Source organism: Streptomyces sp. NPDC085927 (genome assembly GCF_044540975.1).
Classification (GTDB): Bacteria; Actinomycetota; Actinomycetes; order Streptomycetales; family Streptomycetaceae; genus Streptomyces; species Streptomyces hirsutus.
This window is the reverse complement of the sequence record NZ_JBITSN010000004.1, coordinates 259,642-284,836: the sequence shown is the minus strand read 5'-3', so window position 1 is coordinate 284,836 and position 25,195 is coordinate 259,642. Positions and strand designations below refer to the sequence as shown.

Annotated in this window: 22 protein-coding genes and 1 pseudogene; 13 read left to right on the top strand and 10 right to left on the bottom strand. The window is 71.9% G+C overall.

The window, feature by feature from the left end; all coding sequences use genetic code 11:
- Positions 1 to 156 precede the first annotated feature (156 nt).
- Both ACIF80_RS13190 and ACIF80_RS13185 read left to right on the top strand, forming a co-directional pair.
- The gene (locus ACIF80_RS13190) at positions 157 to 2,364 is read left to right on the top strand and encodes a heavy metal translocating P-type ATPase (RefSeq protein WP_399803958.1); all 2,208 of its coding nucleotides are present in this window, start codon (positions 157 to 159) and stop codon (positions 2,362 to 2,364) included.
- A gap of 334 nt (positions 2,365 to 2,698) precedes the next feature.
- Positions 2,699 to 3,364 carry a phosphatase PAP2 family protein gene (locus ACIF80_RS13185; protein WP_399803237.1) on the top strand — a complete coding sequence of 222 codons (666 nt, stop codon included), beginning with the start codon at positions 2,699 to 2,701 and terminating at the stop codon, positions 3,362 to 3,364.
- A 170-nt stretch (positions 3,365 to 3,534) separates the two neighbouring features.
- On the opposite strand, the gene ACIF80_RS13180 is transcribed toward ACIF80_RS13185, so the two are convergent.
- The 3 genes from ACIF80_RS13180 to ACIF80_RS13170 all read right to left on the bottom strand — a co-directional run bounded on the left by ACIF80_RS13180 (position 3,535) and on the right by ACIF80_RS13170 (position 7,482).
- Entirely contained in the window at positions 3,535 to 4,650 is a 1,116-nt protein-coding gene (locus ACIF80_RS13180) for a Gfo/Idh/MocA family protein (protein WP_399803234.1), read from the bottom strand.
- 184 nt (positions 4,651 to 4,834) lie between these two features.
- Complete coding sequence (locus ACIF80_RS13175; RefSeq protein WP_399803232.1) at positions 4,835 to 5,680, bottom strand: response regulator; 846 nt, start codon at positions 5,678 to 5,680, stop codon at positions 4,835 to 4,837.
- Positions 5,677 to 7,482 carry an ATP-binding protein gene (locus ACIF80_RS13170; protein WP_399803955.1) on the bottom strand — a complete coding sequence of 602 codons (1,806 nt, stop codon included), beginning with the start codon at positions 7,480 to 7,482 and terminating at the stop codon, positions 5,677 to 5,679. Before ACIF80_RS13170 ends, ACIF80_RS13175 begins: the two co-directional genes overlap by 4 nt.
- Positions 7,483 to 7,856: 374 nt before the next feature.
- Between ACIF80_RS13170 and ACIF80_RS13165 the strand changes: the two genes are divergently transcribed.
- From ACIF80_RS13165 to ACIF80_RS13145, 5 genes are all read left to right on the top strand, one after another.
- Positions 7,857 to 8,840, top strand: coding sequence for a Bug family tripartite tricarboxylate transporter substrate binding protein (locus ACIF80_RS13165; RefSeq protein WP_399803951.1), 984 nt, complete (start codon positions 7,857 to 7,859; stop codon positions 8,838 to 8,840).
- Positions 8,837 to 9,373, top strand: coding sequence for a tripartite tricarboxylate transporter TctB family protein (locus tag ACIF80_RS13160; protein ID WP_399803229.1), 537 nt, complete (start codon positions 8,837 to 8,839; stop codon positions 9,371 to 9,373). The genes ACIF80_RS13165 and ACIF80_RS13160 overlap by 4 nt, the downstream gene beginning before the upstream one ends.
- A 1-nt stretch (position 9,374) precedes the next feature.
- On the top strand, positions 9,375 to 10,868 hold the full coding sequence (locus ACIF80_RS13155; RefSeq protein WP_399803226.1) for a tripartite tricarboxylate transporter permease: 1,494 nt from the start codon (positions 9,375 to 9,377) through the stop codon (positions 10,866 to 10,868).
- 275 nt (positions 10,869 to 11,143) lie between these two features.
- The gene (locus ACIF80_RS13150; protein WP_399803223.1) at positions 11,144 to 12,253 is read left to right on the top strand and encodes a GDSL-type esterase/lipase family protein; all 1,110 of its coding nucleotides are present in this window, start codon (positions 11,144 to 11,146) and stop codon (positions 12,251 to 12,253) included.
- Positions 12,254 to 12,412: 159 nt separating this feature from the next.
- Positions 12,413 to 14,074, top strand: a complete 1,662-nt coding sequence (locus ACIF80_RS13145) for a cellulase family glycosylhydrolase (protein ID WP_399803221.1) — start codon at positions 12,413 to 12,415, stop codon at positions 14,072 to 14,074.
- A gap of 103 nt (positions 14,075 to 14,177) precedes the next feature.
- Here the strand turns inward: ACIF80_RS13145 and ACIF80_RS13140 are convergent, their stop codons facing one another.
- Together ACIF80_RS13140 and ACIF80_RS13135 are read right to left on the bottom strand one after the other, a co-directional pair.
- Positions 14,178 to 14,909: a class F sortase gene (locus tag ACIF80_RS13140; protein WP_399803218.1), complete on the bottom strand. Its 732-nt coding sequence runs from the start codon at positions 14,907 to 14,909 to the stop codon at positions 14,178 to 14,180.
- Positions 14,910 to 15,029: 120 nt separating this feature from the next.
- The gene (locus tag ACIF80_RS13135; RefSeq protein ID WP_399803215.1) at positions 15,030 to 16,067 is read right to left on the bottom strand and encodes a hypothetical protein; all 1,038 of its coding nucleotides are present in this window, start codon (positions 16,065 to 16,067) and stop codon (positions 15,030 to 15,032) included.
- A gap of 314 nt (positions 16,068 to 16,381) precedes the next feature.
- On the opposite strand from ACIF80_RS13135, the gene ACIF80_RS13130 reads away from it, so the two are divergent.
- The 3 genes and pseudogenes from ACIF80_RS13130 to ACIF80_RS13120 all read left to right on the top strand — a co-directional run bounded on the left by ACIF80_RS13130 (position 16,382) and on the right by ACIF80_RS13120 (position 18,036).
- Positions 16,382 to 16,897: a hypothetical protein gene (locus tag ACIF80_RS13130; RefSeq protein ID WP_399803213.1), complete on the top strand. Its 516-nt coding sequence runs from the start codon at positions 16,382 to 16,384 to the stop codon at positions 16,895 to 16,897.
- A 192-nt stretch (positions 16,898 to 17,089) separates the two neighbouring features.
- A pseudogene (locus ACIF80_RS13125) lies at positions 17,090 to 17,230 on the top strand (MFS transporter); the annotation flags it as partial.
- A gap of 71 nt (positions 17,231 to 17,301) precedes the next feature.
- On the top strand, positions 17,302 to 18,036 hold the full coding sequence (locus ACIF80_RS13120) for a maleylpyruvate isomerase family mycothiol-dependent enzyme (protein WP_399803210.1): 735 nt from the start codon (positions 17,302 to 17,304) through the stop codon (positions 18,034 to 18,036).
- A 23-nt stretch (positions 18,037 to 18,059) separates the two neighbouring features.
- Here ACIF80_RS13120 and ACIF80_RS13115 read toward each other — a convergent pair whose 3' ends face one another.
- Positions 18,060 to 18,446 (bottom strand): MarR family winged helix-turn-helix transcriptional regulator, encoded by a 387-nt coding sequence (locus ACIF80_RS13115; protein WP_065002552.1) that lies wholly within the window; start codon positions 18,444 to 18,446, stop codon positions 18,060 to 18,062.
- Between the two features lie 113 nt (positions 18,447 to 18,559).
- On the opposite strand from ACIF80_RS13115, the gene ACIF80_RS13110 reads away from it, so the two are divergent.
- On the top strand, positions 18,560 to 18,835 hold the full coding sequence (locus ACIF80_RS13110) for a DUF6332 family protein (RefSeq protein ID WP_399803207.1): 276 nt from the start codon (positions 18,560 to 18,562) through the stop codon (positions 18,833 to 18,835).
- Here the strand turns inward: ACIF80_RS13110 and ACIF80_RS13105 are convergent.
- From ACIF80_RS13105 to ACIF80_RS13095, 3 genes are all read right to left on the bottom strand, one after another.
- On the bottom strand, positions 18,796 to 19,461 hold the full coding sequence (locus tag ACIF80_RS13105; protein WP_399803204.1) for a response regulator: 666 nt from the start codon (positions 19,459 to 19,461) through the stop codon (positions 18,796 to 18,798). The genes ACIF80_RS13110 and ACIF80_RS13105 overlap by 40 nt on opposite strands.
- Positions 19,458 to 20,753: a sensor histidine kinase gene (locus ACIF80_RS13100; RefSeq protein WP_399803202.1), complete on the bottom strand. Its 1,296-nt coding sequence runs from the start codon at positions 20,751 to 20,753 to the stop codon at positions 19,458 to 19,460. Before ACIF80_RS13100 ends, ACIF80_RS13105 begins: the two co-directional genes overlap by 4 nt.
- A 122-nt stretch (positions 20,754 to 20,875) precedes the next feature.
- A complete protein-coding gene (locus tag ACIF80_RS13095; RefSeq protein ID WP_399803199.1) occupies positions 20,876 to 21,571 on the bottom strand; it encodes a TetR/AcrR family transcriptional regulator in 696 nt (231 codons plus the stop codon).
- Positions 21,572 to 21,785: 214 nt separating this feature from the next.
- Between ACIF80_RS13095 and ACIF80_RS13090 the strand changes: the two genes are divergently transcribed.
- Positions 21,786 to 22,235 carry a nitroreductase family deazaflavin-dependent oxidoreductase gene (locus ACIF80_RS13090; RefSeq protein WP_399803196.1) on the top strand — a complete coding sequence of 150 codons (450 nt, stop codon included), beginning with the start codon at positions 21,786 to 21,788 and terminating at the stop codon, positions 22,233 to 22,235.
- Here the strand turns inward: ACIF80_RS13090 and ACIF80_RS13085 are convergent.
- Positions 22,225 to 23,526, bottom strand: coding sequence for a geranylgeranyl reductase family protein (locus ACIF80_RS13085; RefSeq protein ID WP_399803193.1), 1,302 nt, complete (start codon positions 23,524 to 23,526; stop codon positions 22,225 to 22,227). The genes ACIF80_RS13090 and ACIF80_RS13085 overlap by 11 nt on opposite strands.
- A gap of 232 nt (positions 23,527 to 23,758) precedes the next feature.
- Between ACIF80_RS13085 and ACIF80_RS13080 the strand changes: the two genes are divergently transcribed.
- The gene (locus tag ACIF80_RS13080) at positions 23,759 to 25,129 is read left to right on the top strand and encodes a dipeptidase (protein ID WP_399803190.1); all 1,371 of its coding nucleotides are present in this window, start codon (positions 23,759 to 23,761) and stop codon (positions 25,127 to 25,129) included.
- Positions 25,130 to 25,195: the final 66 nt, after the last annotated feature.

The following is a 25,195-nucleotide window of genomic DNA, read 5'->3' as shown; positions in this document are numbered from 1 at the left end:
AGGGGATACCCCCGCCCCGTATACCGCGGCCGCTGTCGGGTACGTCCCGGCCGGCCCTCGTCTTCAGGAGCGCCCATGACCGTCCATACAGCCGGCCACGGTGAAGAGACCGGTGCCGGGGCCGCCGGGGGACAGCTGGAGCTGGTCATCGGCGGGATGACCTGCGCATCGTGCGCGGCGCGGGTCGAGAAGAAGCTCAACCGGATGGACGGGGTCACCGCCACCGTCAACTACGCCACCGAGAAGGCCCGGGTGTCGCACGGCGAAGGCACCACCGTGCAGGACCTGATCGCCACCGTGGAGGCGACCGGCTACACGGCGCAGGAGCCCCCACCGCCCGCACCGCCCGCGGGCACGGACGCTCCGGCTCCGGACGCCCCCGACGAACTCCGGTCACTGCGGGAGCGCTTGATAACGGCCGTGGTGCTGTCGGTGCCCGTCGTGGCGATGGCGATGATTCCGGCCCTGCAGTTCGAGTACTGGCAGTGGCTGTCCCTGACGCTCGCGGCACCCGTCGTGACCTACGCGGCCTGGCCCTTCCACCGGGCCGCCTTCACCAACGCGCGGCACGGCGCGGCCACCATGGACACGCTGATCTCGGTGGGCACCTCGGCGGCGTTCCTGTGGTCACTGTGGGCACTCTTCTTCGGCACCGCGGGCACCCCGGGCATGACCCACCCCTTCGAGCTGACCATCACCCGTTCGGACGGCGCCGGGAACATCTATCTGGAGGCCGCCGCAGGGGTCACCGCCTTCCTCCTGGCCGGGCGGTACTTCGAGGCACGCGCCAAGCGGAAGGCGGGCGCGGCGCTGCGGGCACTGCTGGACCTCGGCGCGAAGGACGTCACCGTGCTGCGCCCGGACGGACGCGAGGAGAAGGTTCCCGTCGGGGAATTGACGGTGGGCGACCGTTTCCTGGTGCGTCCGGGCGAGAAGATCGCGACCGACGGTACCGTCCTCGAGGGCACCTCGGCGGTGGACGCCTCCCTGCTCACCGGCGAGTCCGTCCCCGTCGAAGTGGGTGCCGGGGACGCGGTCACCGGGGCCACGCTGAACGCGGGCGGACGTCTTGTCGTGGAGGCCACCCGGGTCGGCTCCGACACCCAGCTGGCCAGGATGGCACGGCTGGTGGAGGACGCGCAGAACGGGAAGGCCTCGGCGCAGCGGCTCGCGGACCGGATCTCCGCGGTCTTCGTGCCGGCGGTGATCGCGCTGGCGCTGGGCACGCTGGGCTTCTGGCTGGGCAACGGTGCCGGACTCACCGCCGCCTTCACCGCGGCCGTCGCGGTGCTGATCATCGCCTGCCCGTGCGCCCTCGGACTGGCCACCCCGACCGCGCTCATGGTCGGCACCGGGCGCGGCGCGCAGCTCGGCATCCTCATCAAGGGCCCCGAGGTCCTGGAGTCCACCCGCCGCGTCGACACCGTCGTCCTCGACAAGACCGGCACGGTCACCACCGGCCGGATGACCCTCCGGCAGGTCCACACCGCCCACGGCACCGACGAGGCCGAAGTACTGCGACTGGCGGGCGCCCTGGAGCACGCCTCCGAACACCCGATCGCCCGCGCGGTCGCCGACGGGGCGCTGGAGAAGCTGGGCGCCCTGCCCGCTCCGGACGACTTCGCCAACGTGCCGGGACGCGGCGTCCAGGGGGTCGTGGACGGCCACGCGGTGCTCGTCGGCCGGGAGCGGCTGCTGGAGGAGTGGGAGATGAAGCCGTCGGCGGACCTGGGGCGGGCCCGGAAGGCCGCCGAGGCGGCCGGGCGCACCGCCGTCCTGGTGGCCTGGGACGGTGAGGCGCGCGCCGTGCTGGAGATCGCCGACGCCGTGAAGGAGACCAGCCCCGAGGCGGTACGCCGGCTGCGCACGCTCGGGCTGCGGCCCGTCCTGCTGACCGGTGACAACGAGGCGGTGGCCCGGTCCGTCGCCCACGAGGTCGGGATCGCGCCGGAGGACGTGGTCCCGGAGGTGCTGCCGCAGGACAAGGTGGAGGTGATCAAGCGCCTTCAGGCGGAGGGCCGTTCGGTCGCGATGGTCGGCGACGGGGTCAACGACGCCGCCGCGCTGGCCCGGGCCGACCTCGGGCTGGCCATGGGCACCGGTACGGACGCGGCGATCGAGGCCGGCGACCTGACCCTCGTACGGGGCGACCTGCGGGCCGCCGCGGACGCGATCCGGCTCGCCCGCCGCACCCTCGGCACGATCCGGACCAATCTGTTCTGGGCCTTCGCCTACAACGTCGCCGCGCTGCCGCTGGCCGCGGCCGGACTGCTCAACCCGATGATCGCGGGGGCCGCCATGGCCTTCTCCTCGGTCTTCGTGGTCGGCAACTCCCTCCGCCTGCGCACCTTCCGGGCGGGCTGACGGGGAGCTGCCGACGAGCGGGGGCGAGCTGCGCACTGGGGAACTCGGGCAGGCGCGGGTCTCCCGTACGGCCGGGTCCGGACGGGTCTCCCGTAGGGCCGGGTCCGGAAGCTCGCGCGTACGGCCGTACGGTGCCTGTCCGCGCCGCTCCGGGCAGGCCGGTGCGGCGCGGCCGCCGGGCGTGGCGGCGGGCATGGCGACGGGGGTGCGCGAACGTATGGGGCTGACCACGCGTACCGTGGGCACCTGGTGATTCCCGGTCCGCGGTGCGGGTGTGCCCAGCGGGCCCCGGACGCGCGGACCCTGCTCCACCACACCACCGCGGGAGAGACGAATGAGCGAGCCGACCACCACCGACCAGGGCGGAGCCCGCCCGCTCACGACACCCGTACCCCCTGCCGACGGTCTCCGCCGGGTGGTGTCCGCCGTCCTCAGTGATCTCAGGTCCGTCGACGGCGCCCTGTACGCGGCGGTGGCCGCCACTCCCACCCCCACCCTCGACCGGGCGCTGCGCCGCCTCTCGCACGCCGCCGACCACTCGAAGATCTCGTTCGCCATCGCCGGTGCCCTCGCCCTGGGCGGGTCGCGGTCGCGCCGGGCCGCGCTCGTCGGGGTCGGGGCCATAGCGGTGGCGTCGGCGTCGGCCAACATCCTCGGCAAGCGCCTCGTCCGCAGGGACCGGCCGGACCGGGAGGCCGCCCGGGTGACCGTGGACCGGCACGTCCCGATGCCGACCTCGGCCTCCTTCCCGTCCGGGCACACCGCGTCGGCGGTCGCTTTCGCCACCGCCGTCGGTACGGTCCTGCCCGCCGCCTCCGTCCCGCTCGGCGCACTGGCCGGCGCGGTCGGCTACTCACGCATCCATACCGGCGTGCACTACCCGGGTGACGTCGCCGCCGGCGCGGTTCTCGGCATCGCGAGCGCGGCCACCGCTCTCGCCGTGGCATCGGCCCGCCTCCCCCACTCGTACGGGAACTCGAGGCCGGCGCGGGGGCGGTGACCGGCGTGCGCCCCGGGGGCTGCCGCTGAAGGTCCGGTCGTTCACTCGTACGGCTTGCGGGACTCGAAGATCTCGGAATCGGGGCGGTGGACGTGGCGCGGGATCTCCGTGCCCCTACGGAAGTGACCGTGGCGGCCTCACCGCGTGCTCGGCGTGCTCCGCGCGGGCGCTCACGCGTACTCCTTCGGGGCCCAGTCGGGGTGGTCGCCGTGCATGGCCGTGTGGAAGGGGTCGCCGGCCGTGATCTCACCGGCCCGCACCGGGCGGCCGGTGAACGCGGACTTGTACAGGGCGGCCGCGAACTCCAGGGTGTCCCGGGCCTCCTGGCCGCTGCCCGGCGGCCGGACCCCGGCGTCGTGGGCGTCGAGGAGCGCGCCGAGCTGAGCCGTGTGCGAGCTGGGTACGTCGTACGGCGGCGTGCGCCAGGCAGCAGCGCGTGCGGCGGGGACGTGCCGCGCCGGGGTGTACGACCAGTCGTCGTTGCGGTGCCCGTACAGGTGGGTGAGCTCGACCGTGGCGTCGGCGCAGTCCACGCGGACGCGGCTCACCTCGTCCGGCGAGAGCACGCTGTTGACGACGGTGGCGAGGGCGCCGCCGCGGAAGCGGACCAGGGCGGTGGAGACGTCCTCGCTCTCGGTGTCGTGGACGAGCCGGCCCGCCATGGCCCGTATCTCCTCCCACGGGCCGAGAAGATGGAGCAGCAGGTCGTACTGGTGGATGCCGTGCCCCATCGTCGGCCCGCCGCCCTCGGTGGCCCACCGCCCGCGCCAGGGGACGGCGTAGTACGCGGCGTCCCGGTGCCAGGTGGTCTGGCAGTGCGCGACCAGCGGGGCGCCCAGCGCACCGCTCGCGATCAGCTCCCGGGCGTGGACGGAGCCCGAACCGTAGCGGTGCTGGAAGATCACGGAGGCGTACGCGCCCGACGCGTCCTCCGCCTCCGCGATCTCGTCGTACTCGGCGAGCGACAGGCACAGCGGTTTCTCGCACAGCACCCAGGCGCCGGCCCGGAGCGAGGCCACCGTCTGCTCCCGGTGCAGCGACGGCGGCGTTCCGATCAGCACCAGGTCGGGGCGTACCGCGTCGAGCATCACGTCCACCGAGGCGTACCCGGCGACCTGCTCGCCGGCCAGCGCGCGGAAGGCGTCGAGCCTGCCCGGGTCCACATCGACGGCGGCCACGAGTTCGGTGCGGCCGGCGTGGGCCCGCAGCGCCGGCAGGTGGCTGTCGGCAACGATGGCGCCGGTGCCCACGACGGCGACGCGGCGGCGGACGGGGGGCAGGGACATCGGCACTCCTCCGGACGGTCGACGGGCCCACGCTGCCGACGGACTCCCGGAGAGTCCTCGCCGAGCATTGAGAAAGCGCTTGCAGCCGCTGCTCGACCCTAGATCCGGGCGCGGACGGGGACAACCCCGCGCCGTGGGCGAGTTCGCCCCGCACGAGGGCGCGCCGGGGTGCCGGTCCGTACCTCTACGCCTGCGCCCCGCCACCCCACCGGAGCCCGTCGGCCTGTCCCCCGGCCCGCCCGCCGGCCTGTCCGCCGATCTGCGGTTCGGGCTGCCGCCGGGTCCCCCGGTCGGGCCGGTCCTTCGGCAGTCCCAGGAACCGGTAGCGGCGTTCCGGCCGCCCTGCCGCCCCGTACCGCAGGGAGACCTCGGCCCTGCCCACGGTGTGGAAGTGCTCCAGGTAGCGGCGGGCGCTGACCCTGGAGACGCCGGTGAGGGCGGCGCACTCGGTGGCCGACAGCGTGCCGTCGGCCTCGCGCAGGACGCGCTCGACGAGTTCGGCGGTCTCCACACTCATGCCCTTGGGCAGCGCCGGCGCCGTGGCCACCGGTGCCGTCGCTCCGGCCAGGACCCGGTCGACGTCGGCCTGGCCCCGCACGACCGCGCCGAGCAGCCGGCCGCGCCGGACGGCGTACCGCTCCAGCCGTGCCCGCAGGTCCTCGGACTCGAACGGCTTCAGCAGATAGTCGACGACCCCCTGCCGGACCGCACCGCGCACCGTGCCGGCCTCCCGCGCGGCGCTGATGACCATCACGTCGCAGTCGTGGCCGGCGCTGCGCAGCCGGGGAATCACGTCGAGGCCGAACAGGTCCGGCAGGTACAGGTCGAGCAGGACCAGGTCGGGACGGAGTCCGTCCACCGCGGCGACCGCCTGCTCGCCGGTGTTCGCGACGCCGACGACCCGGAATCCCTCGACGCGTTCGACGAAGGCACGGTGCACCCGGGCCACCATGAAGTCGTCGTCGACCACGAGCACGTCGATCGCGTCGGCGCTCGCGGGCCCTGCGTGCTCGCCGTGTGTGCTGGTCATCGGCCGGCTCCTTCCGCCACCGCGTCGGCGAAGTGGCTGACGGTCATGCGGGCGGTGAACATCGCCCCCTCCGGGGTGTTGGTCACCGAGATCTCACCGCCGTGACGTTCGCAGACGAGGCGGGTGAGCGCCAGGCCGATACCGCGCTCGCCCTCCTGGGCGGCCTTGGTGGTGAAGCCGTGCTGGAAGACCTCACGGGCCAGTTCGGGGGCGACGCCGGGGCCGGAGTCACGGACGACGATCTCCACGCTGGCGGCGTCGTGGCGCAGCTCGACCTCGACCCAGGCCCCGTGCCCGTCGTCCCCGGCGCCGGTGCCGGCGCCGGCGCCGGGGTCACCCGCGGTGGCCGCCGCCGCGTCCACCGCGTTGTCCACGAGGTTTCCCACGACCGTCGCCACGTCGGCGGCGTCCTCGGGGGCGAGCCGGTCCAGGGCGGTGCTGTCGGAGATGCGCAGGGTCACCCTGCGTTCGGCGGCGAGCGAGGCCTTCGCCGTCAGCAGGGCGGCGAGGGCGGTGTCCCGCACCCGCCGGCTCAGCGTGACGTCGAGGGACTGGCGGCGCCGGCTCAAGGCCCGGATGTAGCGCACGACCTCGTCCTGTTCACCGATCTGGATGAGCCCGGAGATCGTGTGCAGTTGGTTGGCGAACTCGTGGGCCTGGGCGCGCAGCAGCTCGGAGGAGCTGCGGAAGGACCCGATCTCCCTTTCCAGCCGGGCGAGTTCGGTACGGTCCCGCAGGGTGGTGACCGAGCCGAGGGGGCGGCCGTCCTTGGTGACGGTCATCCGGTTCATCACCAGCACCCGGCCGTTCCGGACGACGACCTCGTCGCGTCGCCGGCCCGCCTCGTGCGGCGGCCGGTCGTCCGCTCGGGACCGCGGCCGGTCGCCCTCCCGTTCCTGCGGCCGGTCGCCGCCCCGCTCCTGCGGCCGATCGCCTGCCCGGCGTGGTGGCCGGCCTCCCGCTTCGTGCTGCGTCCCGGCGAGGACGTCCCGCAGCCGCCCGTCGATACCGAGGGCGTCCAGGCTCCGGCCCACGCAGTCCTCGGGCAGGGCCAGCAGACGGCGGCCCATCTCGTTGACGAGGGTGAGCCGGTGCTGCGGGTCAAGGGCGATCACGCCCTCGGCGATGCCGTACAGCATGGCCTCACGGTGTTCGGCGAGTCCCGCGATCTCGCGCGGCTCGAGGCCGAGGCTCTGCCGCTTGACGCGTCGCGCGAGCAGCCAGGAGCCGGCCACCCCGAGCCCGCTGGCGATCCCCAGGTAGGCCAGCAGATACGAGGAGGCGCCACTGAGCCGCTGCCACACCGTCGGGTCGGCCGCGCCGATCATCACCGTGCCGAGGTGGTGCCCCAGATTGTCCTGGGTCGCGCCCAGGACCGGCACCTGGGCGACCCGTTCACGGCTGCCGTCGAGCGTCAGCGGGCCCGACCAGCCGCGACCGCGCACGGCGCCGTCGCCCGGAGGCAGCCGGTCGCCGATCACCGTGGGGTTCGTGGAGGCGACGATCCGGCCGTCCGGCCCGGCCACGGTCACCGAGGTGACCCCGGACTGGGTCTGGGTGGAGTTCACCAGCGCGGCCAGGGCCTCCCCGGGCACCGGCCGCACCAGCCTGTTGCGCACCAGGGGGTTCGCGGCCAGCTGTTCGGCGAGCGCGCCGACCCGGCGGCCCTCGACCCGGTTGAAGGTCGCCTCCGACTGCGCCAGGGAGACCGCGGCGACCGCCAGCAGCACCATCACGACGATGGCGAGCTGGAGCACCAGCATCTCGCCCGCGAGGGTCTGACGACGGAAGGTGACGGCCACGACGTACTCGATCTTTCCTGTCGGCGGGCCCACCGGCCGGCGGGCTCTCCTCGCCGACGGACTCTCCGGCCGGCGATGCACCCGTGCCCGGTGGGCACGACGAGGTGCGGCGCGGGTGGCGGGTGCCCCATCATGGCGCCCACCCGTGTCTCTCGGGAAGGGATGTGCCCAGGTGAACGTGCGCGGGCGGACACCGGAGCACCCGGCGACCCGCCGGCGCAATGACCCGCTGAGGCGCTGACGCAATGACCAAAACCTCCGTTGGTTCCGCAAGCGAGACAGCCGGGCGGCGCACGTGCACCATGTGGCGCACGTCACCCATCCCACAGGGCTCTGCGTGACCCCAGACGACCGACCGACAGGTGGTGGCATTCGTGCGCCTGCGCACCCCCCTCGCCCTGCTCGGGGCCGCCGTGCTGGTACTCGTTGGCCCACCGCTGCTCACGACCGGCAGCGGCACCGAGACCGGCACACAGATCCCGGGCCTGCGCCTCATGGTTCCCAACACGCCCGGTGGCGGCTACGACATCACGGCCCGTACGGCCGCGAAGAACGCCGAGGACGCCGGGCTCACCCACAACATCGAGGTGTTCAACCTGCCCGGCGCCGGTGGCACCGTCGGTCTCAGCAGGCTGGTGAGCGAGCACGGCAACGGCAAGCTCGCCATGTCGATGGGCCTCGGTGTCGTCGGCGCCGCCCGGTCCAACGACGCCCCGAAGACCCTCGCCGACACCACCCCCGTCGCCCGGCTCACCGAGGAGCAGGACGTCGTCGTGGTCGCCAGGAACTCCCCGTACAAGACGATCGACGACCTGATCGGCGCCTGGAAGGAGAACCCCGGCAAGGTGCCGGTGGGCGGCGGTTCCTCGCCCGGCGGACCCGACCATCTGGCACCGATGCTGATGGCGCGTGCCGCCGGGATCGCCCCGAAGCAGGTCAACTACATCCCGTTCGACGGCGGTGGCGAACTGCTCGCCTCGATCCTCGGCAACAAGGTCGGGTTCGGCGTGTCCGGCGTGGGCGAGTACCTCGACCAGATCAAGGCGGGCGAGCTGCGCCTGCTCGCGGTCACCGGACCGGAGCGGGTTCCCGGGCTGGACGCGCCCACACTGCAGGAGGCGGGATACGACGTGAACTTCACCAACTGGCGGGGCATCGTGGCCCCTCCCGGTCTGACCGACGCCGAGCGCGATCAACTCATCGCTCTGGTGGAGGAGTTGCACAACTCGGACGAATGGCGCGCGTCCTTGAAGCAGAACGGCTGGGACGACGCCTTCCTGACGGGTGAGGAGTTCGGCGACTTCCTGGACGCCGAGGACAAGCGCGTGGTGTCCGTTCTGAAGGAGCTCGGGCTGTGACGACACCGACCACCGACCTGCCCCCCGCACCCGCCGGACGGCGCTCCTGGCTGCGCGACCACTCGGAACTCGGAGTGTGCGTACTGCTGCTGGTGCTCGGCGTGCTCGTCCTGACCGACGCCCTCACCATGGACGTCGACATCACCCAGCGCGGCCCCGTCGGACCGAAGACGGTACCCGTCGTGGTCGGCGCCGGACTCCTCGTCGTCGCCGCCCTGCTCGCGGTGGACGTGATGCGCGGCGGGCGGGGCCAGGCCGAGACCGGCGAGGACGTCGACCTGTCCGAACCCGCCGACTGGCGCACGGTGCTGCTGCTCACCGGGGTGTTCCTCGGTTCGGCCGTGCTCATCGAACCGCTCGGCTTCCCCGTCGCCGGCGCGCTGCTCTTCTGGGGCGCGGCCTTCGCCCTCGGCAGCCGCAGATTCGACCGCGACCCGCTGATCGCCGCGGCCGTCTCCCTCGTCGCCTACACCGTGTTCAACAACCTGCTCGGAGTGCCGCTGCCCGGTGGTCCGCTGATGGGAGTGCTGTGACGTGAACGCCCTCACCTCCCTTCTGGACGGCTTCGGTACCGCCCTGACCCCGATCAACCTGCTGTGGGCCGCGATCGGTGTGCTGCTGGGCACCGCGATCGGTGTGCTGCCCGGCATCGGCCCGGCGATGGCGGTGGCGTTGCTGCTGCCGGTGACGTACGGACTCGACCCGATCGGCGCGTTCATCATGTTCGCGGGGATCTACTACGGCGCGATGTTCGGTGGTTCGACCACCTCGATCCTGTTGAACACGCCGGGGGAGAGCGCCGCCGTGGTCGCGGCCATGGAGGGCAATCCCATGGCCAAGTCGGGCCGTGGCGCGCAGGCGCTGGCGGCCGCCGCGATCGGTCACTTCACGGGCGGCATGGTCGGCACGATCCTGCTGGTCGCGCTGGCGCCGGCGGTCGCCTCACTCGCCGTGGACATCGGTGCTCCGGACTACTTCGCCATCATGGTGCTGGCGTTCATCGCCGTGACGTCGGTGCTGGGTTCCTCGCGGATCCGGGGGCTGGCCTCGCTGCTGATCGGCCTGACGATCGGCCTGGTGGGCCTGGACCAGATGACCGGCCAGCAGCGGCTGACCTTCGGCTCCCTCCAACTGGCCGACGGCATCGACGTGGTGATCGTCGCGGTGGGACTGTTCGCCATCGGTGAGGCGCTGTGGGTCGCCGCGCATCTGCGGCGCAGGCCGCCCGAGCCGATACCGGTGGGCCTGCCGTGGCTGGGCCGCGACGACGTGCGGCGCACATGGAAGGCCTGGGCGCGCGGCCCGTTCATCGGCTTCCCGTTCGGCGCGATCCCGGCGGGTGGCGCGGAGATCCCCACATTCCTGTCGTACGTCACGGAAAAACGGCTCTCCAAGCACAAGGACGAGTGGGGCAAGGGCGCCATCGAGGGCGTGGCGGGGCCGGAGTCGGCGGCGTCCGCCTCGGCGGCCGGCACGCTGGTGGCCATGCTGACACTGGGCCTGCCGACCACCGCGGTCGCGGCGGTGATGCTGGCCGCCTTCCAGCAGTACGGCATCCAGCCGGGCCCACTGCTCTTCGAACGGGAGCCCGACCTGGTGTGGGGTCTCATCGCCTCGCTGTTCGTCGGCATGGTGCTGCTGCTCGCCCTCAACCTGCCCCTGGCACCGGTGTGGGCGAAGCTGCTGCACATCCCGCGGCCCTACCTCTACGCCGGCATCCTGTTCTTCGCGGCGATCGGTGCGTACGCGGTCGGTGGCGAGGTGATCGATCTGGTGATCCTGCTGGTCATCGGTCTGATCGGCTTCGGCATGCGGCGGTACGGCCTGCCGGTCCTGCCCGCCATCATCGCCGTCATCCTCGGCCCGGCGGCCGAGCAACAGCTCCGCCGCACACTGCAGATCAGTGACGGCAGCGTCTCGGGCCTGGTCAACACACCCTTCTCGGTCACCGTGTACGCGATCATCGTGCTGCTGCTGGCCTGGCCGCTGCTGAAGAAGGTGGTGCCCCGCCGGCGCGCCGAGCACTGATCCCGGTCGCGGAGTTCTCCCTGAGAGCAGGTCATGGGCGTGGCGCACATGTGCGCCACGCCCATGAGGCACATGGAAACCATGGGGACCAACCGCACGACACCCGACGGAGCGACCGTACGCACGCCACCGGGCCGGCCGTACGCACACCGGGCCGGCCGTACGGACACCACCCCACCCGGCACTCCTCGCTCCCACCCCTTGACGCGTAACTGACAAGGGTGGCTTGATATCCCTATGGGAGCGCTCCCACCTTGTCCAGGGAAGGGAACACCATGCGCGTCATCGACCCCTTACCCCTACGGGCCCTACTCGTACTGACCGCTCTGCTCCTCCCGCTCGGCCTCACTTTCACTCCCCCCTTCGCGCCCCGCGCGGCCGCCGCGCCGGACGCGACCCCGGTCCGCGTCATGCCGCTGGGCGACTCGATCACCGGCTCACCGGGCTGCTGGCGGGCCCTGCTGTGGAACCGGTTGCTGGACGCCGGCCACACGGACATCGACTTCGTCGGCACCCTGCCCGGCCAGGGCTGCGGCGTGGCGTACGACGGCGACAACGAGGGGCACGGCGGCGAACTGGTGACCCACCTCGCCGACCAGGGCCTGCTGCCCGGACGGCTGGCGGCGACTCGTCCGGACATCGTTGTCATGCACTTCGGTACGAACGACGTCTGGAGCAGCGTCTCCCCCGACCGCATCCTCGCCGCCTACACCAAGCTGGTGACTCAGATGCGGGCGGCCAACCCGGACACGCGGCTCCTGGTCGCCCGGATCATCCCGATGAACCCCGCCGGCTGCACCGGCTGCGCCCAGCGCGTCGTCGACTTCAACGCGCGGATTCCCGGGTGGGCCGCGGAGACGAGCACCACCCGTTCCCCGGTGACCGTGGTGGACCAGTGGACGGGCTTCGACACCGCCACCGACACCTACGACGGCGTGCACCCGGGCGACGCCGGCAACGAGAAGATCGCCGCCCGCTGGTACCCGGCCCTGGCAGACGTTCTCGATCAGGGCGTCCCAGGTGATCCCGGCGGCCCCGGTGATCCGGGCGATCCCGGCGACGGCCCCACCTGCACCGCGTCGTTCCGGGCCGGTTCGGCCTGGCAGGGCGGCTATCAGGCCGAGGTGACGGTACGGAACACCTCCACCGTCGCGCTCACCGGCTGGACCGTGACGGTCGCACCGGCCGACGGCGCGCAGCTGACCCAGGTATGGGGCGGCACGCTCGGCACCGCCGACGGTGGCACGGCGACCGTCACCCACGCGGGGTGGAACGGCGCCCTGGCTCCCGGCACGAGCACTTCCTTCGGCTTCATCGCGAGCACCCCGGCAACGTCCGGGGCTCCGGCGGCAACCGTCGACTGCACGGCCACGGCGACCTTCTGACCCACGGCGCGCGCACAGCGGTCCCCGCACAGCCGCCGCACCGCCGCCGCACCGCCGCCGCACGAATAACGCACCCTCATGAACCACGGCACGGACACGCACCAGAACCGGATCCGGGACCCACTCCCGTATCACCCGAATCGCCCCTCTGGAGCCGCCATGAGATCCCCCACACCCGCCCCGCCTTCCACCCGCACCACCGCACTCCCCCGCTCAGCCGGTCTGATCGCCGCCCTCCTGGGTCTCCTCCTCCCCCTGCTCGCCTTCGGCACCCCGGCGCACGCGGCACCCACCGGCTTCCGTGTCGAGAACGGCCGGCTGCTGGAGGCCTCCGGGAACGACTTCGTGATGCGCGGGGTCAACCACGCCCACACCTGGTACGCGGACCGGATCAGTTCCCTCGCGCACATCAAGGCCAAGGGCGCCAACACCGTGCGCGTGGTCCTCTCCAGCGGCGACCGGTGGACCGCCAACAACGCCGCCGACGTGGCGAACGTCGTCGCGCAGTGCAAGCAGAACCGGCTGATCTGTGTCCTGGAGGTGCACGACACCACCGGTTACGGCGAGCAGAGCGGAGCGGTCACCCTCTCCCGCGCCGCCGACTACTGGATCGGCGTCCGGAGCGCGCTGACGGGCCAGGAGGACCATGTCATCGTCAACATCGGCAACGAGCCCTACGGCAACACCAATTATGCGAACTGGACGGCCGACACCAAGGCCGCCGTCCAGAAGCTGCGCAACGCGGGCTTCGACCACACGCTGATGGTCGACGCCCCCAACTGGGGCCAGGACTGGGCGTTCACCATGCGTGACAACGCCGCCTCGGTGTTCGCCGCCGACCCGGACGCCAACACGGTGTTCTCCATCCACATGTACGGCGTCTTCGACACCGCCGCCGAGGTCAGCGACTACCTGGGCCGCTTCGTCTCCGCGCGGCTCCCGATCGTGGTCGGCGAGTTCGGCCACGACCACTCGGACGGGAACCCCGACGAGGACGCCATCCTGACCGTCACCCAGCAGCTCGGCCTCGGCTACCTCGGCTGGTCCTGGAGCGGCAACGGCGGTGGGGTCGAGTACCTGGACATGGTCACGAACTTCGACCCGGACCGGCTGACCGGCTGGGGGCAGCGCCTCTTCAACGGCGCCAACGGCATCGCCGCGACCTCCGAGGAGGCCGAGATCTACTCGTCCGGATCAGGCGGCGACACCACGGCCCCGACCTCCCCCAGTACGCCGGTCGCCTCCTCGGTGACCTCGTCGTCGGCCACGCTCTCCTGGGCGGCGGCCACCGACGAGAACGGAGTGACGGGCTACGACGTCGTCCGGATCAGCAACGGCGAGGAGACGGTCGCCACCACGACCGCAAGCACCTCCGCCGCCCTCACCGGCCTCTCCCCCGAGACCTCCTACACGTTCGCCGTGTACGCCCGGGACGCGGCCGGCAACCGCTCGCCGCGCTCCGGCACGGTGACGGTCACCACGTCCCCCGGCGGGAGCCAGGACTCCTGCGCGGTCGCCTACCGGGTGACGAACCAGTGGCCCGGAGGCTTCCAGGGCGAGGTCGTCATCCGCAACACCGGCAGCTCGGGGGTCGACGGCTGGACCCTGAACTGGACCTTCCCCGGTGCCCAGCGCATCACCAACATGTGGGGTGGCACCCCTGTTCAGAACGGTTCCGAGGTCGGTGTCACCTCGGTCTCCTACACCGCGTCGATCCCTGCGGCGGGTTCCGTCACCCTCGGTTTCACCGCCACCACGACGGACGGCAACCCCAGCCCGGCGGCGTTCGCCCTCAACGGGACCGTCTGCTCCGCGGCCTGATGAACGCGCTGCCCGGAAGGGTGTCCTGGTCCCCCTCCGGGCAGCGATCCATTCGAGTCGGTCGGACCGTTCCGTACGGATCGGTCCGACCGTTCCGTACGGGTCAGACCAGGTGGGCGAAGACCACCAGATTCTCTGTGTAGTCCTTGGCCTTGCGGTCGTAGGCCCCGGCGCAGGTGATCAGCCGGATCTGGGCGTCGTCCCTGTCGGCGTAGACACGCTCGTCGGGGAAGTCCTTCTTGGCGAACGACTCCGCATGGTCGACCACGAACTCCGCCTTGCTCCCGTCGGCCCGCTTCACCTCGAAGCGGTCGCCCTTCTCGAGTTCGGAGAGCCGGGCGAACACCGCGGCCGAGGTCTTCGTGTCCACGTGTCCGGCGATGATCGATGTTCCGTGCTCCCCCGGGGACGCTCCGTCGGCGAACCAGCCGACCAGGTTGGTGTCGTCCGGGGGCGGTGCCTCGAGCTCGCCCGAAGCGGCGATGGCTAGATCGGTGAAGGGCGCGTCGACGTCGATGTCGGGGATGCGCAACCGGGTCGGGGCGGACCGCGGCAGATACTTGCCGGCCGGCCGGGCCTCGGCGGAACCACTGGCCGCGGGACTGGTGGCGGAGGCGGAAGCGGGGGCAGTGGCAGTGGCAGTGGCAGTGGCGGACGTCGCGGGAGGAGCGTGCGAGCCGAGGGCGTCGGCAGGGGGATCTCCTCTGCCGCCGAGCAGGCTCACCGCCAGCACCAGGGTTGCCGTGCCCCAGAAGATTGCCGTCATGACGGCGCGCAGCCTCCGCCGCGCCGGGGCTGGTTCTGTGTGGACGGAGGAAGGGGGGCGGGCTGCCATTGGGGGACCACCTCATTCGGACACGGCAGCGAACACACGGGAGGCGAAAGGGCGAGCAGGGCCGCCATGACACGCGACGCGTGTCATGGCGGCCCCGGCTGCTATGACGCCAGGCATGGATCAGGCCACGCTTCCGGACGCCTTCTTGCGTCGCAGCGCGTAGGCGCCGGCGCCGAGAACGGCCAGCGCGGCCAGGCCGCCGCCGGAGACACTCGGGTCGGAAAGCCCGCCACCACCGGTGTGCACACCGCCGCTCGGCTTCTCGTGCTCCCAGTCCTTCTTGTCTCCGTACTCGTCCTTGGACTCGTCCTTGTACTCGTCCTTCGACTCGTCCTTGTACTCGCCCTTGTACTCGTCCTTGGACTCTTCCTTGTCGTGCTTGCCGCTCCAGCCGTCCTCGTTGACAGCGGCCAGGGCGCCGCCGCCGGTGTGCACACCGCCGCTGGGCTTGCCGTGCTCCGAGTCCTTGTCCTTGTCCTTGTCCTCGTCCTTGTCCTCGTCCTTCGACTCGTCCTTGTCTCCGTACTCGTCCTTGTCCTTGTCCTCGTCCTTGTACTCGTCCTTCGACTCGTCCTTGTCCTTGTACTCGTCCTTGGACTCGTCCTTGTCGTGCTTGCCGCTCCAGTCGTCCCCGTCCCCAGTGGTCAGGGCACCGCCGCCGGTGTGCACACCGCCGCTGGGCTTGCCGTGCTCCGAGTCCTTGTCCTTGTCCTCGTCCTTGTCCTCGTCCTTGGACTCGTCCTTGTCTCCGTACTCGTCCTTGGACTCGTCCTTGTCCTTGTACTCGTCCTTGTCCTTGTACTCGTCCTTGGACTCGTCCTTGTCTCCGTACTCGTCCTTGGACTCGTCCTTGTCCTTGTACTCGTCCTTGTCCTTGTACTCGTCCTTCGACTCGTCCTTGTCTCCGTACTCGTCCTTGGACTCGTCCTTGTCGTGCTTGCCGCTCCAGTCGTCCCCGTCCCCAGTGGTCAGGGCACCGCCACCCGTGTGGATTCCGCCGTGCGGCTTGTCGTGGCTGCTGTCCTTGTCGTGCTCCTTGCTGTAGGAAGACTTGTCGTGATCCCAGTCGCCCACCGTGGCGGCGAAGGCTGTGGGCGCCGAGACCGCGAGGGCCGCGGTGGCCGTCGCGGTGGCGAGCAGCATGCGGGCAGAGCGCATCCGAATTGTCCTTCCGTCGGTGACCCCGGCTGCCGACTCCGCGTCAGCACGCTTGACCGGGCCCCGACGTGATTTACCGTCAGCCATATGTCCGGCTCTCACCATTCGAGGCGTTCACATGGGTTACGAAGCCACCCCTACGGCGGTATCGACGGCTCGTCCGCCGCCGCACGGACCGGGTCGGTCCCTGGGCGCGGAACCCTTTGACAGCGCTCCGCGTCTGGGGAAGCGGAAGGGCGTGGGGGAATCGTCACCGCCGGAGAGGCGGATCGACTGCCGCCTCTCGACGCCGCACGATGCCGCTGGAGGCGCGCATGGCCATGGTCGGCCTGTTCTGGATCACCGAGGACTCCGTGTACGTGGGGGCCGAACCGGAGGGGAGTACCTCGGGGGTACGGCTCACCAAGGACGGCGTCGAGTTGCTGGGCCGCGAGCAGGCGGGCTTCTGGAGCTGGGGCGAGGTCCACGGGATCGAGGTCGCCGACGTCACCGTCCGGCGGACGGTTCGGCGGCACGCCTCCATCGCGTTCGACGTGGTGAGCGCCATGCTGGGCCAGGACCCGGAGCAGCCGCCCTTCTTCACCGTCCGCGTGACGACCGGCGACGGAACGGTCGGGACGAGCCCTTTCGCAGCCATCACGGGCGGAATCTACGGGCCTACGGAGTACGAGCTCTCCCTCACCCTCCTGCGGCGGCTCGTGGACGGCGGCGGCACCGGCCTCGACGACCTCCTCACCTGGCGCCGCGACCATGGCACCGCCGCCACTCCGGGCCGGGAGGAGCGCGAGCTGCTGCTCCTGAAGTGGGCGGGCGGTCGGGGCCCTCGCTGACGCGGAGCATGCCGGATCCATGAACGGGTGTGACCGCCGGGCCATGACCGGGGGCGTAACGACCGGTGCCGCGGGGCCGGCTCACGCGGGGCGACCGCGCGGGGCGGCCCGCCCCGACTGGACGGCCGTACTCGCACGCCGGTGACCGTCTTCGGGCTGATCGCGCTCTGCACCGCCTACGGCGAGGGGGCCCTGGGGTACGGCGGCATGCTCCTCGGTCCGCCGGCGGTCGGGTTCATGGCGGACCGGTTCAGCCTTCCGGCTGCCCTCACCGGCGTGGCGGCGCTCGCGGCGGTGGCCACGGTGATCGGGTGCGCGACCCGCAAGGCGGCCCCGGCCCGACCGGGAGGCGGCTTGCCGGTATGCACCCCACCGGCCCGGTGGCGTGCGGCAGACTCCTCCCCATGGACGTTTCCTGGTTCGTGGGGATCCTGGACGAAGAGGGCCGGCTGCTGGCCGAAGCCGCCGAGAAGGCCGGTCCGGACGCCGAGGTGCCGACCTGCCCCGGGTGGCGGGTGCGCGACCTGGTCCGGCACACCGGGGTGGTGCACCGGTGGGCCGCCGCCTTCGTCGCTGACGGGTATGTCCCGCCCCGCCCCATGGGCGACCCTCCCGAGCTGGACGGCCCCGAGCTCCTGGCCTGGTACCGCGAAGGGCACCACGGGCTCGTCGGCACCCTGTCGGGCGCGGCCCCCGACGTGGAGTGCTTCACCTTTCTGCCCGGACCGCCCTCGGCTCTTGCCTTCTGGTCCCGCCGCCAGGCGCACGAGACGGCGGTGCACCGGTTCGACGCGGAGTCGGCGCGCGGCGGTGCTCCGGCCCCGGTCGCGACGGACTTCGCGGTGGACGGCATCGACGAGCTGCTGCGCGGCTTCCACGCACGCCGCAGGAGCCGGATCCGTACCGAGGTGCCACGCGTCCTGCGGGTGCGGGCCACCGATGCCGACGCGGTGTGGACCGTACGCCTGTCCCCGGAGCCGCCCGTGACCACGCGGGACGAGGACGGGGAAGCGGAATGCGAACTGGCCGGTCCGGCCGAGCAGTTGTATCTCGCGTTGTGGAACCGACTGCCGGTGCCGGCGATATCGGGCGACCCGGCTCTCGCCACGCTCTGGCGGGACGCGTCCGCCGTGGTCTAGGTTCCCGCCCCGAGGCACCCCGCTCAGGGGCGCGTGAGCATCCGGGTGAGCACCGCGCGCTGAACGGGAAGCACTTCGCCGTGCAGCGCGCGCCCCTTCGCCGTCAGCGAGACCCGAACGCCCCGCCGGTCCTCCGCGCACGTGCCCCGTTCGGCGAGCCCTTCCCGCTCCAGGCGGGCGATCAGCCGGGACAGCGCGCTCTGGCTCAGGTGGACACGCTCGGCGATCTCCTGGACACGGTAGGAACAGCCGCGCACCGCGCCCGCGAGGATGTCCAGGACTTCGAAGTCGCTGCCGCACAGGCCGTGTTCGTGCAGTGCACGGTCGAGTTCGCACTGCGTGCGGGCATGCAGGGCCAATATGTCCCGCCACTGTTGCACGAGCGCCTGTTCGGCCTGCTTCGCCGCCATGGCCGCACCGTAGCAGGCGCACCGTCCGACCACGTACGCGCTTCGGGCTCCTTGCCCTTCCGGCCCCGGGCTGTTTGACTTCAAAAGGTCAAGCGGGTGACTCGGGCGGGGGGTTGCGGGTGCGGCGGACTCAGGCCGAGCGGGATGCGATCACCGTCGAGATCGGTTACGCGCTGTGCAGCGCGGCGTTCGCGGCTGCGGTCGTCTTCGGTGCCGCGGCGGGTCCGGCGCTGCTCTTCACCCTCCCGGGTGCCGTCGAGGAACTGCTGTTCGGCGCCGGGGCGGCGCTTGCGCCGGTCCTCTTCCTGGTTCGGGTGGTCAGTGTGCTGAGGCGGTTCCGGCCGGCGGGTCAGCCGAGCCAGCCCGGTCGGACCAGACCCGACTCGTAGGCCAGGACGACCAGTTGCGCTCGGTCGCGGGCACCGAGTTTGACCATGGTGCGGCTGACGTGGGTCTTGGCGGTGAGCGGGCTGACGACCAGACGTCGGGCGATCTCCTCGTTGGTCAGGCCGATGCCGACCAGGGCCATCACCTCCCGTTCCCGCTCGGTGAGGCCGGACAGCGTGTCGGCGGCGGCCGGTTCCTTGGACCGGGCCGCGAACTCGGCGATCAGGCGCCGGGTCACCCCCGGCGAGAGCAGTGCGTCGCCGGAAACCACCGCCCGTACCGCGCGCAGGAGTTCGTCCGGTTCGGTGTCCTTCACCAGAAAGCCCGAGGCGCCCGAGCGGATCGCCTCGAAAACGTATTCGTCCAGCTCGAAGGTGGTGAGCATGACCACCTTCACGTCCGCCAGATCGGCGTCCCCGGTGATCCGGCGGGTGGCGGCGAGCCCGTCGAGCACGGGCATGCGGATGTCCATCAGCACGACGTCGGGCCGTAGTTCGCGGAGCAACCGCACTGCTTCGGCTCCGTCGGACGCCTCTCCCGTCACCTCGATGTCCTGCTGCGCGTCCAGCAGAGCCCGGAAGCCTGCCCGGACCAGTGCCTGGTCGTCGGCGAGCACTACACGGATCACCGGTCCTCCTCGGCGTCGAGCGGCAGCACGGCGAGCACCCGGAAGCCGCCGTCGGGACGCGGGCCCGCCTCGATGGTGCCACCGAGGGCAGCGGCCCGCTCCCGCATCCCGGCGAGCCCGTTGCCGCTGCCGCCCGCGTCGGCACCGGTGGCGGGTCCGTCGTCGTCGACACGCAGACACAACCTTCCCGCGTCCTGGTCGATGTGTACGCGCGCGTGCCGCGACCCGGAGTGCCGCACTACGTTGGTGAGGGCCTCCTGGAGGATCCGGAAGGCGGCCAGGTCCGCGCCGGGCGGAAGCTTCGGCGGCTCCCCCTCGACGGTGACGGCGAGGCCCGCGCCCGCCGCCTGTTCCACCAGCTCGGGCAGGCGGTCCAGGCCGGGGGCCGGGGCGCGCGGCGCGTCACCGGGGGCACGCAGTGTGTCGAGCACTTGGCGTACCTCCCCCAGTGCCTCCTTGCTCTGGTCCTTGATGGTGGTGAGCGCGGTGCGCGCCTGCTCGGGGTCGCTGTCGAGGAGCGCGAGTCCGACGCCCGCCTGCACGTTGATGACGGAGATGCTGTGCGCGAGCACGTCGTGCAGTTCGCGGGCGATCCTGAGCCGTTCCTCGTCCGCGCGCCGCCGTACCGCCTGGGCGCGTTCGGCGCGTTCCCGTGCCCACTGCTCGCGGCGGGCCCTGGCCAGTTCCGCCACCGCCACGACGGCCACCACCCAGGTGGCGACCACGATCTCCTCACTCCAGGAGGCAGCCGCGTCGCCGGCCGGCGGCAGCCACCGGTGGAACAGATGGGCGAGCAGCAGGTGCCCTGCCCAGAGTGTTCCCATCGCCGCCCACGCCGCCCGGCGATGACCGGTGACGACGGCGCTGAAGCAGGCTACGGCGACGGTCAGGAACACCGGCCCGTACGGGTAGCCGGCTCCCAGATAGAGCAGCACGGCGGCCACGGTGGCGAACACCACCGGCACCGGATGCCGCTGCCGCCACAGCAGCACCGCTCCGGCCGCGAACAGCAACAGGCGTGCGAAGGGGTCGAGGGCGACGCGCTCGCCCTCCTGGGAGTGCTCCGCGAAGGTGGAGCCGGCCAGCACGAAGGCGGTGAGCAGCAGGGTGGAGGGCCAGGGCCACCAAGAATGCCGGTTCCTGGCGCCGTCCCCCTCGGTCCCGTCGGCCCCGTCGGTTCCGTCGCCCTCGTCGGCCCAGCGGCTCCTCCCGGGCGGGCCGTACCGCCACCAGCCGGGAGGGCCGGGCCGCCGACTGCCCGGCGGCCCGCCGTGCCCGCGCTGCTCGTCCATGTCCGTCACGCTAGACGCCTGATGCCGGGGGCGGCGTCACCCCGGCGAGGTGATCACGCGTACTCCCCCGGAAGTACGCTTCGGCACGGGTGGCGGAACGGTGGGGGGTGAGAGGGCCGCGGTCAGGGCGCCGTCGGCAGGCCGACCGAACGGGCGAGGCGGTCCACCGCGTGCCGGAAGAACCTCTCGCGGTCCTCCACGACCCGGTGGAACTGTCCGAACAGTTCGAACCCGACCAGTCCGAACAGCTCGGCCCAGGCCGCCACCATCGCCACCACCACCTCCGGGGGGAGGTCGGGTGCGAGGTCGGCGGCCATCCGCTCGGCCTCCGGCCGCAGGCCGGCCGACAGGGGCGGCAGCGCCAGAGCGGAGCAGCGGTGTGCGTCCCGCAGGATGTCGAAGACGAGGAAGGCCAGGCGGGAGGCGGCCGGCACGGTGGTGTCGGGCGCCTTGTAGCCGGGGACCGGCGAACCGTAGATCAGCGCGTACTCGTGCGGGTGCCCGAGCGCCCAGGTACGCGCGCTCTCGCACACCACGGTCCAGCGCCGGGCCGGCGGGGTGTGGGCGGCCTCGGCGTGGGCCGTTTCCGCGGCCTCGCCGAGGGAGTCGTAGGCGTCGATGATGAGAGCGGTCAGCAGCTCGTCGCGGCTGGGGAAGTACCGGTACAGGGCGGAGGACGCCATGCCGAGTTCACGGGCCACGGCTCGCAGCGAGAGCTTGGCGGCGCCTTCCGCCGCGAGCTGTCTGCGGGCCTCCTCCTTGATCGCCGCGGTGACTTCGATCCTGGCCCGTGCACGGGCGCCGTGTGCGGTGCTCATGGAATCAGTCTTCCATGAAATCAGAGCGCTGCACACAAATGAGAGCAGCGGACAAAAAAGAGAGCACCGCTCTTGCGCAACGGAACCAGGCCGTGCAGACTTGCGTCAACAAACAGAGAGCAGCGCTCACAGAAGGGAGCGGCGCTCTCCTCCGTTCCGCGTCTCCTTCGCCGCGCCACTCCGGCGACCCGACTCGTTCTCACCTGGGGTCCTCATGTCCACGCACGTCAAGAAGCCCGGCTGGTTCACCGTCAACGTCGTCAACCGCCTCGTGGCGTGGCTGACCCGCCGCGGACTGAGCGTCTGGGGGTCCAGGGTGCTTGCGGTCCGCGGACGCAAGAGCGGCCAGTGGCGGACCACCCCGGTCAATCTGATGACCGTGGACGGCGCTCAGTACCTCGTCGCACCCCGGGGCCACGTCCAGTGGACGCACAACATGCGGGCGGCCGGCGGCGGCGAGCTGCACCTCGGGAAGAACGTCGAATCCTTCACCGCGACCGAGGTCGCCGACGACGACAAGCCACCGCTGCTGCGTGCCTACCTCAAGCGCTGGAAGGCGGAGGTCGGTGTCTTCTTCGGCGGAGTGGGCCCGGACTCCTCCGACGAGGAGCTGCGCCGCATCGCCCCCGACCACCCGGTCTTCCGGATCACGGTCACGAACTGACGGACGCGCCCCCGGCCTCGGACCCGCTTCCGGTCCCGTCCCCGGCACCGGACCTGTCCGCGGCACCGGAGCCACCGCCCGAGGGACGCCGCTCCAGCGCGATCATGGCGCGGTGGGCCAGCGGATGGGTACGGACCAGCTCGCCGAGCGTCGTCGAACCGCGGGTGATGTCCCGGAAGGCCTTCCAGGCGGGACGGAAGCCGCTGAGGACGGCGTGGAACACTCCGGGACGCCGCTCGAACGCGGCCAGCATCCGCTTGCCCACGCTCATCTCGGTACCGAGCCCCGCCTTGACCGCGAAGGCGTAGTTCAGCGCCTGCCGGCGTGTGTCCACGGCATCGTGGGCCTCGGCGATGCGCACCGCCCACTCCCCCGCCAGCCGGCCCGAGCGCAGCGCGAAGGAGATACCCTCGCGGGTCCACGGTTCCAGGAGACCGGCGGCGTCCCCGCACACGAGCACCCGTCCGCGCGACAGCGGAGAGTCGTCCGCCCGGCACCGGGTCAAGTGGCCGGAGGAGATGCTCGGTTCGAAGCCGGCGAGACCGAGCCGCCCGATGAAGTCCTCCAAGTACCGCTTGGTCGCAGCGCCTTCACCGCGCCGGGAGATCACACCGACGGTGAGCGTGTCTCCCTTGGGGAAGACCCAGCCGTAACTGCCGGGCATCGGGCCCCAGTCGATGAGGACCCGCCCTTTCCAGTCCTCGGCGACGGTGTCCGGTACCGGGATCTCCGCCTCCAGGCCGAGGTCGACCTGGTCCACCTTGACTCCGACGTGTGCTCCTATGCGGCCGGCGCTGCCGTCCGCGCCGACCACGGCCCGCGCGAGCACGGTCTCGCCGCCCTGCAGGACGAGGGCGACCGTGCGGCGGTCCGGTACCGCCGAGCCGTGCTGCTCGACCCGCTGCACGGCGGCACCGGTGCGTACCTCGGCACCGGCCTTCTGCGCGTGCTCCACCAGCTGGTGGTCGAACTCGGGCCGGTTGATCAGTCCGAACAGCATCTGCCGGGACCGGCGGGTACGGGTGAAGCGGCCGTTGACCGAGAACGTCACCGCGTGCACCCGGTCCTTCAGCGGAAGCTCGAAGCCGGGAGGCAGGGAGTCCCGCGACGGGCCGATGATGCCGCCCCCGCACGTCTTGTAGCGGGGCAGCTCCGCCTTCTCCAGCAACAGCACGCGCCGTCCCGCGACCGCTGCCGCGTAGGCGGCCGACGCCCCCGCGGGTCCCGCGCCCACCACGACGACGTCCCATACCTGCCGCGCGTCGTCCGCCGAAGAGTTCTCGCTGCTCACGATGGTCTACTGCTCCCGATCCAGCCGCCTGCCTCCCCCGTGCTCTCGGCTTCACTCGAGCAGGGGGTACCCCATCTGTCCACCGCATACTACGGCGACGATCACTCGAAGCCGCTGTGGGAGGATCGTGCGGCATGGGTGCCCCGTACACCGGATCTCACCCGTGCTCCACGGTCGTCTCGCTCACGAACGTACGCACACGTACAACGTCGCACCCACAAGGAGCGTGCCCATGTCGTCGAATCCGGTCGCCGCGACCGTCGCCTCGCTGATGCCCAGGGCGAAGGAGGAGCTCGCCGAACTGGTGGCCTTCAAGTCGGTGGCGGACTTCGCCCAGTTCCCGCGCAGCGAGAGCGAAGGCGCCGCCCGCTGGGTCGCGGACGCGCTCACGGCCGAGGGGTTCCAGGACGTGGCCCTCCTCGACACCCCCGACGGCACCCAGTCGGTGTACGGCTTCCTTCCCGGCCCCGAGGGCGCCAGGACGGTGCTCCTGTACGCCCACTACGACGTGCAGCCGCCCCTGGACGAGGCCGGCTGGGACACCCCGCCGTTCGAGCTCACCGAGCGGGACGGCCGCTGGTACGGGCGCGGGGCCGCCGACTGCAAGGGCGGTGTGATCATGCACCTGCTGGCGCTGCGCGCGCTCAAGGCCGACGGCGGTGTTCCGGTCAACGTCAAGGTGATCGCCGAGGGTTCGGAGGAACAGGGCACCGGCGGCCTGGAGCGGTACGCCGAGCAGCACCCCGAACTGCTGGCCGCCGACACCATCGTCATCGGCGACAGCGGCAATTTCCGCGCCGGTCTGCCGACGGTGACCTCCACCCTCCGCGGTATGACGCTGGTACGGCTGCGTGTCGACACCCTCGAAGGCAACCTGCACTCCGGCCAGTTCGGCGGCGCCGCGCCCGACGCCCTGGCCGCCCTGGTCCGTGTCCTGGACTCGCTGCGCGCCGAGGACGGCAGCACCACCGTCGACGGGCTGGCCGGCGACAGCGCCTGGGACGGGCTGCAGTACGACGACGGGCAGTTCCGCAAGGACGCCAAGGTCCTCGACGGCGTGGAGCTGATCGGCTCCGGCACGATCGCCGACCGCATCTGGGCCCGCCCGGCCGTCACCGTCCTCGGCATCGACTGCCCGCCGGTCGTCGGCGCGACCCCGTCCGTGCAGGCGAGTGCCCGCGCGCTGATCAGCCTGCGCGTGCCGCCGGGTGTCGACGCGGCCGAGGCCACCGAGCTGCTCCGGGCGCACCTGGAGACGCACACGCCGTGGGGCGCGCGGGTGAGCACCGAGCACATCGGACAGGGGCAGGCGTTCCGCGCCGACACCACCAGCCCGGCCTACCGGGCCATGGCCGACGCGATGGCGGTCGCGTACCCGGGCCAGGAGATGAGTTACGCGGGGCAGGGCGGATCCATCCCGCTGTGCAACACCCTCGCGGCCCTCTACCCGCAGGCGGAGATCCTGCTCATCGGCCTGAGCGAGCCGGAGGCGCAGATCCACGCGGTGAACGAGAGCGTCTCACCCGACGAACTGGAGCGGCTGTCGGTCACGGAGGCGCTGTTCCTGCGCAATTACGCGTCCGCGGCCGAGTCCACGGACTGATCCCGCCCGCACGGCACGGCTGCGGTGCGAGGCCCGGCCGGGAGACCGCCCACCGGGCCGGGCCTC

Coding starts and splice junctions, on each gene's coding strand:
- ACIF80_RS13190 (WP_399803958.1), top strand. CDS start 157: ATGACCTGCGCATCGTGCGCGGCGCGGGTCGAGAAGAAGCTCAACCGG.
- ACIF80_RS13185 (WP_399803237.1), top strand. CDS start 2,699: ATGAGCGAGCCGACCACCACCGACCAGGGCGGAGCCCGCCCGCTCACG.
- ACIF80_RS13180 (WP_399803234.1), bottom strand. CDS start 4,650: ATGTCCCTGCCCCCCGTCCGCCGCCGCGTCGCCGTCGTGGGCACCGGC.
- ACIF80_RS13175 (WP_399803232.1), bottom strand. CDS start 5,680: ATGACCAGCACACACGGCGAGCACGCAGGGCCCGCGAGCGCCGACGCG.
- ACIF80_RS13150 (WP_399803223.1), top strand. CDS start 11,144: ATGCGCGTCATCGACCCCTTACCCCTACGGGCCCTACTCGTACTGACC.
- ACIF80_RS13145 (WP_399803221.1), top strand. CDS start 12,413: ATGAGATCCCCCACACCCGCCCCGCCTTCCACCCGCACCACCGCACTC.
- ACIF80_RS13140 (WP_399803218.1), bottom strand. CDS start 14,909: ATGGCAGCCCGCCCCCCTTCCTCCGTCCACACAGAACCAGCCCCGGCG.
- ACIF80_RS13135 (WP_399803215.1), bottom strand. CDS start 16,067: ATGCGCTCTGCCCGCATGCTGCTCGCCACCGCGACGGCCACCGCGGCC.
- ACIF80_RS13130 (WP_399803213.1), top strand. CDS start 16,382: ATGGCCATGGTCGGCCTGTTCTGGATCACCGAGGACTCCGTGTACGTG.
- ACIF80_RS13120 (WP_399803210.1), top strand. CDS start 17,302: ATGGACGTTTCCTGGTTCGTGGGGATCCTGGACGAAGAGGGCCGGCTG.
- ACIF80_RS13115 (WP_065002552.1), bottom strand. CDS start 18,446: ATGGCGGCGAAGCAGGCCGAACAGGCGCTCGTGCAACAGTGGCGGGAC.
- ACIF80_RS13100 (WP_399803202.1), bottom strand. CDS start 20,753: ATGGACGAGCAGCGCGGGCACGGCGGGCCGCCGGGCAGTCGGCGGCCC.
- ACIF80_RS13095 (WP_399803199.1), bottom strand. CDS start 21,571: ATGAGCACCGCACACGGCGCCCGTGCACGGGCCAGGATCGAAGTCACC.
- ACIF80_RS13090 (WP_399803196.1), top strand. CDS start 21,786: ATGTCCACGCACGTCAAGAAGCCCGGCTGGTTCACCGTCAACGTCGTC.
- ACIF80_RS13080 (WP_399803190.1), top strand. CDS start 23,759: ATGTCGTCGAATCCGGTCGCCGCGACCGTCGCCTCGCTGATGCCCAGG.